Source organism: Gordonia alkaliphila, from assembly GCF_023017165.1.
GTDB lineage: Bacteria > Actinomycetota > Actinomycetes > Mycobacteriales > Mycobacteriaceae > Gordonia > Gordonia alkaliphila.
The window spans coordinates 1645539-1658073 of the sequence record NZ_JALKBW010000001.1 but is presented as its reverse complement, the minus strand read 5'-3'; the positions used below and the strand labels follow the sequence as shown (position 1 = coordinate 1658073).

Below are 12535 nucleotides of genomic sequence, written 5' to 3'. Positions count from 1 at the left end.
TTTACCCCGCCGCGTCAGCGCAATCGTTTACGCAGCGTCGGCCAGGCGTGACCGAAGCCGGGGTGCAGCGGCAGGTGTTCGACGTCCGTCTCGTCCACCCACCGCAATTCCGCGGACTCGCCGTTGGCGACGGTGGCGATCGGTTCGGCGACCCGGGCCAGCACGGTGGTGTAGGTCCAGCCGCTGACCGCCTCGTGGGTCACCTCGGTCTCGAGCACCTCGATCGCGGACTCGTCGATCCCGGCTTCCTCATGGGCTTCCCGGACCGCGGCGTCCACCGCCGACTCGTGCGAGTCCCGGGCGCCGCCCGGCAGACCCCAGGTGCCGCCCTGGTGCGACCAAACCGCGCGATGCTGCAGCAGCACGCCGAGTCCACCGTCGGGCAGGCGGGTACACAGCAGCAACCCCGCCGCTCCGTGCCGACCCCAGTACCGAGCACCGTCGGGGTCGAACACCCAACCGTCGCCATCTCCGCGCACGCGCCGACCTCTCTTTCCAGACCCACCGTACCGGGTGCCGCAGTGACACAGGCCGTTCGCCGACTAGGGTTGTGACACGACAGAAAGGCACCCATTCGTGAGCGGCCAAGACACGTCAGTACGCAGTGCGCTGACGCATGCCGGTCGCCGGGTGTTGCCGGAGAGCACGCAGGCCAATCCGCGCCTGCGGCAGGTGATCGCCGACCGCCGCGAAATCGCTGCGATGACCCGCGATCGGGTGAGCTCGCCGATCACCGCGTTCAAGTTCTACGCCTTGACCACCCCGGGGAAGCTCGGCGTGATCATGTTCGCGATGGTCCTCGCGTGCGCCCTCACCGGTTTCTACGCGTCGTCGAACCTGAACCAGCGCAGCGCGACGATGGAATCGCTGATCGAAAGCAGCGAGCCGCTCGCCGAGGCGGCGGAGGTGTTGTACAGCTCGCTGTCGGTGGCCGACGCGGCCGCGAACTCGGCGTTCATCTCGGGCGGCCGGGAGTCGCCGGACCTGCGCCACCAGTACGCCGACGCGATCGCGAGTTCGGGCACCGCGCTGGTCGCCTCGGCCGACGGCGGCGACCTCGGCGCGACGACCGGACCCTCCGCGGGCGTCTCGGTGCGCGACGACCTGGACACGATGGCCGTGCAGATCCCGTCGTACACGGGCGTGATCGAGACCGCCCGCACCAATAATCGCCTGGGCAATCCGGTCGGATCGGCCTACCTCGTGCAGGCCTCGGCCATCATGCAGGGCAATATCCTGCCCGCCGCCGAACGGCTGTACAACCAGCGGTCGGCCGCCATCTCCGAGCCGCAGCGCACCCTCACCGTGCCGCCGTGGGGCGTGTACGTCGCACTGTTCACCACCATCGCCATGCTGGTGATCTCCGGCCGCTACCTCGCCCGACGCACCCGGCGCCACTTCAACCTCGGCCTGGTCGCCGCCCTCGTCGCCCTCGGCTTCGGCACCGTCTGGCTGTTGGGGACGGGCCTGGCCTCGGTGGCCGCCGCCAACACGGCCAAGACGTCGGGCGCGGAACCGCTGCACGAGCTCACCACCATGCGCATCCTCACCCAGCAGGCCCGCTCGGTGGAGACCCTGAGCCTGGTCCGGCGCGGCGATCCGGGGCAGCTGGACCGCGACTTCAATTCCGCGATCAATCAGATCCGCGGCACCACCGCGAACCTGCTCGCCGACCACGACGATTCCGACATCGTGACGCCCCTGAAGCAGGTGCAGGACTCGCTCGTCCTCTGGGAGCGCGCGCATCGGGAGGTGACGCAGCGGCTGGCCGCCGGCGATTTCAACGCCGCCCGCGCCCTGACCATCGGCACCGGCGACATCAGCACGGCCTCCGGATACGAGCAGGTCAACACCTCGCTGCTGTCGGCGATCGACGAAGCCCGCGACACGTTCCGGAACAACATCAACACCGCCCAGAAACTCCTCGGCTACACCGGAACGGTCATCGGCTGGCTGTGCGTGGTGGCCGGCATCGCGGTGATCGGCGGCCTGGTGGCACGTATTCGGGAGTACCGATGAGAACGGGCGTGCGGGCCTCGGCCGCGGTGGTGATGGCCCTGATGCTGGCCCTCACCGGCTGTTCGACGCAGGAACTCGCAGCGAACGATCCGCCCACGACCAGCGCCGAACTCCCCATCCCGCCGGGCGCGTCGTTCGGGGTGCAGCCGGTCGAGGGCACCGACGCGCAGTCCTGCGATGCCACCACCAGCCTGCGTCCGCTCTCACCCATGCCCGATCCGGGGCAGATGCCGCGCGGATCGACGATGGCCCGGATCGCCGCCCGCGGCCGACTCGTGGTGGGCACCGACATCGGCAGCAACCCGCTCAGCTTCCGCAATCCGATCTCCGGCGACATCGAGGGCTTCGACATCGACGTCGCCCACTGGATCTCCGATGCGATCTTCGGCGACGTCCGCGTCGAGTATCGGATCCTGTCGGCCGGCGACCGGGTGGAAGCACTGCGCGGCGGCGACGTCGACGTGGTCCTCAAATCCCTGAGCATCACCTGCGAGCGCCGCCAGAGAATCGACTTCTCCGCCCCGTACTACGTGGCCTCGCAGCGGATCCTGGTGTACCGCAACTCCGGCATCGAGACCGTCGCGGGACTGGCGCACAAGTCGGTGTGCGCCACCCGGAACTCCACCGCCGTCAGCCGGATCCAGAACCGGGTGCCCAGCGCGCAGATGGTCAGCACCAACACGTGGGCCGACTGCCTGGTCCTCATGCAGCAGGGCCAGGTGGACGCCGTCGTCGGCGACGCCCCCATCCTGTCCGGAATCGCGGCCCAGGACCCGTGGGTCCGTATCGTCGGCGACCCGATCGGTACCGAGTATTACGGCGTGGGCATTCCGCAGGGCGAGAACGATATGGTGCGATTCGTGAACGGCGTCTTGGAGCAGCGCAGGGCCGACGGCAGTTGGCAACGCGCCTACGACCAATGGCTGTCGGTGCTGGGTCCATCGTCCCCTCCGGCCGTCTCCTACCGGGACTGATGCCGTGACCGATTCCGACCCGGATCTCGACGAGCAGCACCTCGACGGGCAGCAGCTCGACGACCAGGTAGACGACGAGCAGTCGTACTCGCACGAGACCGCCCGCACCCAAGCCGCCGTCCCGTTCTCCCTCGACGACTACGACGATGACGACCATCTGCCGACCCAGGCGACGCCGAGCGGCAGCCTCTTCGAGGATCGCCCGTCGTCGCCCACGCTGCGCCGACCGCGCCGCGGCGCCTTCCCCGTGCACGACCGCCGTCTCGGCAGCGACCTGGTGCAGCTGCCGCCGCTGCAGGACATCGATCCGGACGACGCGGTGCTGTCGAATCCGGTCATCGTGGAGAGCAAGCGGTTCTGTTGGAACTGCGGCAAACCGGTCGGCCGCAGCTCCGGCCCCCACAAGGGCCCACTGTCGGGGTACTGCCCGCACTGCGGTTCCCGCTACTCGTTCGTGCCCGGTCTCCAACGCGGCACCATGGTGGCCGACCAGTACGAGATCGCCGGCGCCATCGCGCACGGCGGCATGGGGTGGATCTATCTGGCCGTCGACCACAACGTGTCCGACCGCCCCGTCGTCCTCAAGGGCCTGCTGAATTCGTCGGATTCGGCGGCCCGCGCCGTCGCGATCGCGGAACGACAGTTCCTGGCCTCGGTGAACGACCCCGGCGTGGTCAAGATCTACAACTTCGTCGAGTACACCGACTCCGAGGATCGGCAGCTCGGCTACATCGTCATGGAGTACGTGGGCGGTCACACGCTCAAGCAGCTCACCACCGGGCCCGACGGCGCCAAGGTGAATCTGCCCATCGAGCAGGCGATGGCCTACATCCTCGAGGTGCTCTCGGCCGTCGGGCATCTGCATTCGCTCGGCTTGGCCTACAACGACGTCAAGCCGGACAACATCATGATCACCAGTGACGAGGTGAAGCTGATCGACATGGGTGCGGTGTCGACCATCAACGGCTACGGGCACCTGTACGGCACCCCCGGTTTCCAGGCGCCGGAGATCGTGGAGACCGGACCGCAGGTGGTCACCGACATCTACAGCATCGGTCGCACGCTGGCCGCGCTGACCCTGGACCTGCCGATGACGCAGGGGCGGTACGACGACGGGCTGCCCGACCCGGAGACCACCGAGCTGCTGGCCGCCAATCCGTCGTACTACTACCTGCTGCAGCGGGCCACCTCGCCTGATCCGGCCGAGCGTTTCGAGTCCACCGAGGAAATGACCACGCAGGTCATGGCGGTCCTGCGGGAGACCGTCGCACTCCACACCGGCGTGCCCCGGCCGGCGATGTCGAAGGTCTTCACCCCGCAGCGCTCCACCTTCGGCACCAACCTGATCCTGCGACCGATCGACGGCTTCTTCGACCCGAGTCAGGCCGCCGAACCCGACCCGGCCGACATCGCTCGCGCCCTGCCCGTGCCGCTCGTCGACCCCGAGGATCCGGCCGCCGGCCTGCTCAGCTCGGCCGCGCTGAGTTACCCGCGGCAGGCGCTCGACAGCATCCAGGTGGCCCGGGCCGAGGGCTTCCCCGGCATGCCCGCCGGTTCCACCGAATCGTCCTGCGCCGAGCCGCCGCAGCATCCGTCACCGGAAGTGGATCTCGCGGAGGCGCGTGCCCACCTGGAACTGGGCAACCTCATGATCGCGCAACGACTGCTCGACGAGGTCTCGCGGAACCACGGCGAGTCGTGGCGGCTGCACTGGTATCTCGGCATGTACGCGTTGAAGGACGGCGACGCCGAACTCGCCTACGAACGCTTTCAGACCGTGCTGGAAGCGCTGCCCGGCGAGGTGGCGCCGAAGCTGGCGGTGGCCGGGACCGCCGAGCTGATCGGCTACTGGCTGTCCGAGCAGGACGACACCTCCAACGAGCAGATCGCTCAGATCGAGCACTGGTACGACATCGCTCGGCACCACTACCACGACCTGTGGCTGACCGATCATTCGATCGTCACCGCGGCTTTCGGCCTCGCGCGCATGTTGATCGCCGACGGCCGCCACTTGGAAGCCATCGAACCGCTCGACGAAGTGCCCACCACCAGCCGCCACTACGGGGTGGCGCAGGAGAGCGCGATCCTCTGCCTGGTGCACGGCCGGCCGCCGAGCGAGGTGGCGCGTGAGGAATTGTTCGAGGCGGCCGACCGGCTGGCGCAGCTGCACGACGAGGACCGGCGGCTCGGGCGTCTGCGGCTGATCGTCCTGGGCACCACGCTGGGCTGGATCGACACGCACCGCGAGCAGATCGAAGCGGAGGAGAACGACGGCGACTCCCCCGACGACTTCCTCGGCTTCCCGTTCACCGAGCACGGTCTGCGGGCCGGGACCGAGCGGTCGCTGCGCGAGCTGGCCCGCCGTACCCGGGACAACCGGGCCCACCGATTCCTCCTGGTAGACCTCGCGAATCTGGTTCGCCCCGCCACCCTGTTCTGAGGCTGCAGCCGGAAATATCGGACAGTACGCCCGATCACACGTCCGGCGATATGGTGAGCATCGTGACTGACGCTCCCTCCGCTGCGACCGCTGACTCGGCCGCAGACGAAAGGCCCACCGTCGAGATCAATCGCCGCCTGGTCTACATCATCTACGCGGCCTTGATGGCCGCGATGTTCCTGTCGTCGATGGACCAGTCGGTGGTCAGCACCGCGCTGCCGACCATCGTCGGCGACCTGGGCGCGGTGGCGCACGAGGGCTGGATCATCACCTCGTACCTACTGGCCATCGCCATCGTGATGCCGATCTACGGCAAGATCGGCGACCTCTACGGTCGTCGTTGGCCGTTCCTGTTCGCCATCACGATCTTCGTGATCGGTTCGTTGGCGTCGGCCCTGGCCGGATCGTTCTGGATCCTGGTCGCGGCCCGCACCTTCCAAGGCCTGGGCGCCGGCGGCCTGGTGATCCTGTCGCAGGCGATCATCGCCGACATCGTCTCGGCGCGCGATCGCGGTAAGTACATGGGCCCGATGGGCGCCATCTTCGGTGTCGCCTCGGTGGCCGGTCCGCTGCTGGGCGGCTACTTCACCGAGGGCCCGGGCTGGCGCTGGTGCTTCTGGCTGAACGTGCCGATCGGCCTCACCGCGCTGGTGGTGGCGTTCTTCGCGCTGAAGCTGCCGATGCAGAAGTCCACGCGGCCGTTCGACTGGTGGGGCACCATCCTGCTGACCCTGTTCACGTCGGGCATCGTCTTCCTGACCAGCTGGACCAGCGTGGCCCCGAGCGGCAAGTACGACTGGTCCAACCCGTGGCTCGGCGCCCTGCTGGTGGCCACCATCGTCGCCTTCGGCCTGTTCATCCTGGTCGAAACCCGCGTCGACGAGCCCCTCGTGCCGCTGCGCCTGTTCCGCAGTTCGGTGTTCACCGTCTCGGTCCTCGTCGCGCTGATCCTGGGCATCACGATGTTCGCGGCCCTGAGCTACCTGCCGACCTTCCTGCAGATGGCCCGCGGCGCCGGCCCCACCGATTCGGGTCTGCTCATGTTGCCGATGACCGCCGGCGTCATGCTGACCGCCGTGGTCTCCGGTCTGTTGATCACCAAGACCGGCAAGTACCGGATCTACCCGATCATGGGTATGGCGATCACCACCGCGGGCATCGCCTGGCTCACCCGACTCACCGGCAGCATGTCGATGATCCTCTTCGGCGCCATGATCTTCGTCCTCGGCTTCGGCATGGGCCTGGTGATCCAGACCATCGTCATCGCCGTGCAGAACGCCGTGGATCCGAGCGAAGTCGGTACCGCGACCTCCACGAACAACTTCCTGCGCGAGATCGGCGCGGCCGTCGGCACCTCGATCTTCGGCACCCTGTTCACCAGCAGACTGACCACCAACCTGCACGACGTGATGGACAAGATCCCGCCGGAGGACCTGCCCAAGGGGCTGCTCGACGGCGACCTCACCCCCACCGTGGTCAAGAACCTGCCCGAGCCCCTGCACACGCAGGTGGTCGACGCCTACGTCAACGCCATGGCCCCCACCTTCTGGTTCCTGGTGCCCATCGCCGCGATCGGCTTCATCCTCTCGCTGTTCCTGCGCAACAAGGCCCTCTCCACCCAGGCCGGCCTCGTCGCCAAGGGTCAGGTGGACGAACCCGATGCCCCCTTCAAGGACGCGGCCCCCGCCCCCGTCTCCTAACGTCGCTCGTCCGCCGTTCGCGGCACCGACCAACACCCGCGTCACCCGACCCAAAGGCGGCAGCCCCGGCTGCCGCCTTTGCCCGTCACGGCAGCATTTGTCGTGCACTGCCGCCTGACCTGACCTGAGTTGGACCTCCTGAGCTGATTTTCGGGGGCGGTTCTTGGATCGGTGCAGGCCAGGGCTGTTCGGGTGGTCAGTTTCGGGCACTAAATGGTCGGGTATGTTCGGTGGGTGCCTCCGTATGTTCGTAAGGTGAAGACGGCTTCGGGGGCGACCGCGGTCCAGATCGCCCAGACCGTTCACGGTCGCCGCAAGATCCTCGAGCACCTCGGGTCGGCCCATTCCGAGGACGAGTTGGCGGCGCTGATCGCTACCGCGAAAAACAAGATCAATGCAGGTCAAGAAGAGATCGGACTGGGTTTCGGGCAGCCAGCGGCCGGTGGCACCGACGCAATTATTGCCGCGCACCGCAGTGAGCTGCTCTGGAATACGCTCACCGACGCCTATGCGCGCCTGGGCTTCGATCAGGTCGGCGACGACACCTTCCGCACTTTGGTGGCAGCGCGGCTCGTGGAACCGACGAGCAAACTCGACACGATCGGCGTCGTTGCCGAGCTAGGCGTGACCGCCCCGCACCTGTCCAGTATCAAACGCGCGCTGGCCCGCTGCGTTGAACGTGACTACCGTTCCCAGATCGCCGCAGCATGCTGGGCGCACGTGACCGCCGACGGCGGCCCTGGTGTCGCGGTCGTTCTCTACGATCTGACCACCCTGTACTTCGAAGCCGAGTACGAAGATCGTCTCCGCAAAGTCGGAATGAGCAAGGAACGCCGGGTCGACCCACAAATCACCGTCGGCCTGCTCGTGGCCCGTGACGGATTCCCCCTAGACGTGCATGTTTTCGAGGGCAACAAGGCCGAGACCACGACACTGATCCCTGTTGTCACAGGCTTCCAGACACGCCACAGCATCAAGAACATGATCGTCGTCGCCGATGCCGGCATGCTGTCGGCGGCCAACCTCAATGCTCTCGAGGACGCCGGCCTGGAGTTCATCGTCGCCTCGCGTACCTCCAAAGCACCCAAAGAACTCGAAGAACACTTCGGCGTCAAGGGCACCCACGTACCCGACGACGGAGTGGTCGAGTTGACCCGACAGATGGGACAGGGGCCTCACCAGCGAAACCGCCGAGTGGTGTGGCACTACTCGTTCGAGCGTTACCGCCGCGACAACCGAACCCTCAACGCCCAGGTCGCCTGACTTTTATCACCGACTCGGACATATTGGACTTTGCTTGTTGCGACCTGCGGGTTTAGAGCTGTTTCGGGCTGGATTTGTGCACTAAGGATCGCCGATAGGGTGGGTGGATGGCCTACGTTCGGACCGTGAAGACCGCTTCGGGAGCGCGAGCAGTCCAGATCGTTCACGGTTCGCGGAAGGGGTCGCGGTCGATCGAGCACATCGGGTCAGCGCACACCGACGACGAGTACGCCGCGCTCAAGGCCGTGGCTGCGCGGCGTCTTGCTGCAGGTCAGGGCGAGTTGGACCTAGGCATTGCGGATGTCGTGCCGGCTTCAGCGGAGCCGTTACCGATCCAGTCCTCACGGATGGGGCACCTGTGGGATGGACTCGAGTACCTCTACCGCGAACTCGGCTTCGACGACGCGACCGGCGGTGATCCGGTTTTCCGCGACCTGGTGTTGGCGCGGATCATTGAGCCCACCAGCAAACTCGACTCGATCCGTGTCCTCGAGGAAGTTGGTGTGCCGGCAATGTCGTATCCGACGATGAACCGTCGCCTGCCGATCTACGCCACCGACACCTGGCGACAGAATCTCGCTGCCGCGTGTGCCAAGCATGCAGGCCTGGGGCCTACGACGCTCGTGTTGTACGACGTGACGACGCTGTACTTCGAGACGGACAAGGCCGATGGATTCCGCGAACCCGGATTCTCGAAAGAACGTCGTCTCGAGCCGCAGATCACCGTGGGGATGCTCACCGACGCCACTGGTTTCCCGCTGTTGATCGAGGCGTTCGAGGGCAATAAGAGCGAGAAACTCACGATCGTTCCGACCGTCCTGAAGTTCATGGCAGCCCATGACCTCAGCGACGTCACCGTCGTCGCCGACGCTGGCATGATCTCCGCGGAGAACATGAAAGCGATTGAACGAGAGGATCTTTCGTTCATCCTCGGTGAGCGGATGCCGTCGATCCCGTACCAGATCGCCAAGTGGTCGCCGACCATCCCGATCAGACGCCAGCGGACGGGCTGAACCCTGGCCCAGCACCAGCGCGCACACGCGAAGACGAGCTTTCGGCGCAACCGGTCACCTGATTACCGGTATTCGGCCGATCGGGCTCGGCGGAGCCTGCGCGGGATCAACGAACAGATAGGAAAAGCCGAGAAGGCCGTGGAAGGCAAGATTCCGGTCAAGCGGAACCGGTTCGTCACTCTCAAGGGCGCGGACAAGAGCGTCAATCGCGAGTTGGAGACGAAGGCGCGGACGCTGGCCGGGTGGAAGGCCTACATCACCAACATCGATGGGCCGACTCCGGAGTTCGTGATCGGCGCCTACCATCAGCTGTGGCGGATCGAGAAGAGTTTCCGCATGTCAAAGGGCGATTTGGCGGCGCGGCCGATCTACCACCGGACCGAGGACTCGATCCGTGCGCATTTGGCGATCGTGATGGCAGCACTCGCGGTGACACGGGTGGTCGAGGAACGGACAGGCTGGTCGATCAAGAAGTTCGTGACCACCACCCGCCGCTACCGGACCATCGAGATCCGCGTCGGCGACCAGATCATCACCGCCGCCGACCCACTACCGGACGACCTCGCCGACGTGCTCAGTGCGATCCGAGGTGCGCACTAAATTGATAAAAGTCAGGAAAGAACTCGAAGAACACTTCGGCGTCAAGGGCACCCACGTACCCGACGACGGAGTGGTCGAGTTGACCCGACAGATGGGACAGGAGCCTCACCAGCGAAACCGCCGAGTGGTGTGGCACTACTCGTTCGAGCGTTACCGCCGCGACAACCGCACCCTCAACGCCCAGGTCGCACGAGCCCAACGCGTCGCCGACAAATCCGAATCATTGAAGAAACAGCGATTCGTCACCGTCTCGGGAAAACAAGTGGGCGTCGATCAGGATCTCGTTGCGCGAGCCCGTGACGCTGCCGGGTTCAAGGGCTACGTCACCAACATCGACCCAGCGACCATGGACGGCCACACCATCGTGGCCGCCTACCGTGACCTCTGGAGAGTCGAGCAATCATTCCGAATGGCCAAATCCGACCTAGGGCGTGTCTGACAATTCTTTCGACCAGGCGATCACGGCGTTGAGGACGACTGCTGCGCGGTAGTTGACGGCGTGCTTGTCGTAACGGGTGGCCAGTCCGCGCCACTGCTTGGTGTGGCAGTAGCGGCGTTCGATGACGCTGCGGTTCTTGTAGTCGGCGACATCGAGCGCGACAGGTCTGCCGCCGCGGGAACCGCGCCGCTTGCGGTGGCCCTTCTGATCGTCGGGCTCGGGGATGACGGCCTTGATTCCGCGCGCTCGCAGGTGGGCCCGGATCGCCCGCGACGAGTAAGCCTTGTCGCCGCGGACCGCGTCCGGACGGGTGCGTGGCCGGCCTCGTTCGCGGCCGACCCGCAGCTGGCTCATCAGCGGCAGGAACATCGGCGAGTCACCGGCCTGGCCAGCGGTGAGCAAGGTGACCAGTGGCAGTCCGTTGCCGTCGACGAGCTGGTGAATCTTCGTCGAGAGCCCGCCGCGGGAGCGGCCGACGGCGTGGTCAGGCGGCTCGATCCCCGGATTCGTGTAATTCGATCCAGCCCCCTGTGAGGCGCGTGGTGTTCGTGGCGTGCTGATGGGCGCGAGCGATGGTCGAGTCCACCGACAGCGACCAATCCACCAGTCCCGCAGCATCAGCGGCGGCAGTGAGCTTCGCGTGGACCTGATCCCAGGTGCCCGCCTTCGCCATCCGGTGATGCCACGTCCACACCGTCTGCCACGGCCCGAACACCTCCGGCAGATCACGCCAGGCGATACCGCACCGATACCGGTAGACGATCGCTTCGACCATCGTCCGGGCATCGGAGAACGGACGCCCCTTACGGCCCGTCCGCTTCGGCAGCATGCCCTCGATCAACGACCACTGAGCATCCGAGAGCACCTGAAACCGCGACATGAACCCAGCTTCTCAGATCCCACCCCGCCGATTTGTCAGACACGCCCTAGCCGCCCGACCAATCTTCCACCGCCGCCGCGACTCCATCGAAGCCCACCTGACCATCGTATTCGCCGCCCTCGCGATCGCCCGCGACCTTCAGAACGCGACCGGCTACTCGATCAAGAAGATCATCCAACACCTACGCCGCATTCACACCGTCGTCGTTGACGTCAACGGCCACCAAATCACCGCCCGCACGCCACTCGACGCCGACGCCACAGCGATCCTCGACGCCCTCAAATCCAGGCACTAAAGAGGTCCAACTCAGGCCTGAGTGCGTGACCGCGCGGATCAGTTTATCCGGACTAGCGCGGCCGACGGCCGACCGCGAACCCCACTGCCCTCACCCCATCGACCTCGACAGCGCCTGCCCGACGATGCCGGTCAAGCACTCACCACATTGTCGCCACTGATGACGGCTCTTCGATCTTGAACGGGCAGTCCCTGGTCAGGGCGGTCGCGTGTCGTTGACGTGAAAGGCCCCTGACCTTCGTGATTCTGGATGTTGCGAAGCATTCAAGAATCGAAAGAGGGGCAGGGGCCGTGTCCGAGCCTACGTCGTTGTTGCTGGGTCTGGAAGGTGTGCAGGTCGTTGGGGTCGAGCGACGGCCAGATCGCACCAGGGTGGTCGATGTGGTCACCGCAGATGGGGGCGCGGCGTGTTGCCCTGACTGCGGGGATCGATCGTCCTCGGTGAAGGAAAGGACAATCACTACGCCACGCGATATCGGGTACGGCCCTGACCCAATCCTGTTGCGCTGGAACAAGATTCGCTGGCGTTGCCGAAACCAGGCATGCGAGCGGAGCACGTTCACCGAGGCCATCAATCAGGTGCCGGCCAGGCGACGCACCACCGGACGGCTGCGCGAGCAGATGGGCCTGGCGATCGGAGATGCGGCACGTTCGGTCATCGAGGTTGCCGCCGCGCATGGGGTGTCCTGGCCGACCGCCCATGCCGCGTTCTGCGAGGTCGCCGACCGCGTTCTGCAGCAGCCGCAACCAGTACGGGTCCTCGGGATCGATGAGACTCGTCGGGGCCGGCCACGCTGGGAACGCGACCCTGATGGCCGCTGGTATCGGATAGATCCGTGGGACACTGGATTCGTCGACCTCGCGGGCGATCAGGGCCTACTCGGGCAGGTCACCGGCCGCACCTCGACCTGAC

The 12535-nt window shown here is 66.2% G+C and carries 8 protein-coding genes and 4 pseudogenes; 9 read left to right on the top strand and 3 right to left on the bottom strand.

The genetic code is table 11. From position 1 onward, the window contains the following. Positions 1–14: 14 nt before the first annotated feature. The gene (locus tag MUG78_RS07445; RefSeq protein ID WP_246993612.1) at positions 15–479 is read right to left on the bottom strand and encodes an NUDIX hydrolase; all 465 of its coding nucleotides are present in this window, start codon (positions 477–479) and stop codon (positions 15–17) included. 97 nt (positions 480–576) lie between these two features. Here MUG78_RS07445 and MUG78_RS07440 point away from each other — a divergent pair, with 97 nt between their 5' ends. From MUG78_RS07440 to MUG78_RS07410, 7 genes and pseudogenes are all read left to right on the top strand, one after another. After that, positions 577–2019 (top strand): GlnX family signal transduction membrane protein, encoded by a 1443-nt coding sequence (locus MUG78_RS07440; RefSeq protein WP_246993611.1) that lies wholly within the window; start codon positions 577–579, stop codon positions 2017–2019. Then, positions 2016–2993 (top strand): glutamate ABC transporter substrate-binding protein, encoded by a 978-nt coding sequence (locus tag MUG78_RS07435; protein ID WP_246993610.1) that lies wholly within the window; start codon positions 2016–2018, stop codon positions 2991–2993. Before MUG78_RS07440 ends, MUG78_RS07435 begins: the two co-directional genes overlap by 4 nt. Before the next feature lie 4 nt (positions 2994–2997). Then, positions 2998–5433 carry a serine/threonine-protein kinase gene (locus tag MUG78_RS07430; protein ID WP_246993609.1) on the top strand — a complete coding sequence of 812 codons (2436 nt, stop codon included), beginning with the start codon at positions 2998–3000 and terminating at the stop codon, positions 5431–5433. A 62-nt stretch (positions 5434–5495) separates the two neighbouring features. Further along, a complete protein-coding gene (locus MUG78_RS07425) occupies positions 5496–7133 on the top strand; it encodes an MDR family MFS transporter (protein ID WP_246993608.1) in 1638 nt (545 codons plus the stop codon). 234 nt (positions 7134–7367) lie between these two features. Continuing rightward, a pseudogene (locus MUG78_RS07420) lies at positions 7368–8390 on the top strand (IS1634 family transposase); the annotation flags it as partial. 113 nt (positions 8391–8503) lie between these two features. Continuing rightward, a pseudogene (locus MUG78_RS07415) lies at positions 8504–10009 on the top strand (IS1634 family transposase). Then, positions 9999–10436, top strand: a pseudogene (locus MUG78_RS07410) (IS1634 family transposase); the annotation flags it as partial. The pseudogenes MUG78_RS07415 and MUG78_RS07410, both read left to right, overlap by 11 nt. Here the strand turns inward: MUG78_RS07410 and MUG78_RS18105 are convergent. Both MUG78_RS18105 and MUG78_RS18100 read right to left on the bottom strand, forming a co-directional pair. Then, complete coding sequence (locus MUG78_RS18105; RefSeq protein ID WP_075051973.1) at positions 10434–10946, bottom strand: IS5 family transposase; 513 nt, start codon at positions 10944–10946, stop codon at positions 10434–10436. The pseudogene MUG78_RS07410 and the gene MUG78_RS18105 sit on opposite strands and share 3 nt — an antisense overlap. Then, positions 10933–11328, bottom strand: a complete 396-nt coding sequence (locus tag MUG78_RS18100; RefSeq protein WP_008382579.1) for an IS5 family transposase — start codon at positions 11326–11328, stop codon at positions 10933–10935. The genes MUG78_RS18105 and MUG78_RS18100 overlap by 14 nt, the downstream gene beginning before the upstream one ends. A 46-nt stretch (positions 11329–11374) precedes the next feature. On the opposite strand from MUG78_RS18100, the pseudogene MUG78_RS07400 reads away from it, so the two are divergent. Together MUG78_RS07400 and MUG78_RS07395 are read left to right on the top strand one after the other, a co-directional pair. Continuing rightward, positions 11375–11623 (top strand): annotated as a pseudogene (locus MUG78_RS07400) (IS1634 family transposase); the annotation flags it as partial. A 290-nt stretch (positions 11624–11913) separates the two neighbouring features. Beyond that, positions 11914–12534 (top strand): transposase family protein, encoded by a 621-nt coding sequence (locus tag MUG78_RS07395; RefSeq protein ID WP_246993604.1) that lies wholly within the window; start codon positions 11914–11916, stop codon positions 12532–12534. The last annotated feature ends 1 nt before the right edge of the window (position 12535 follow it).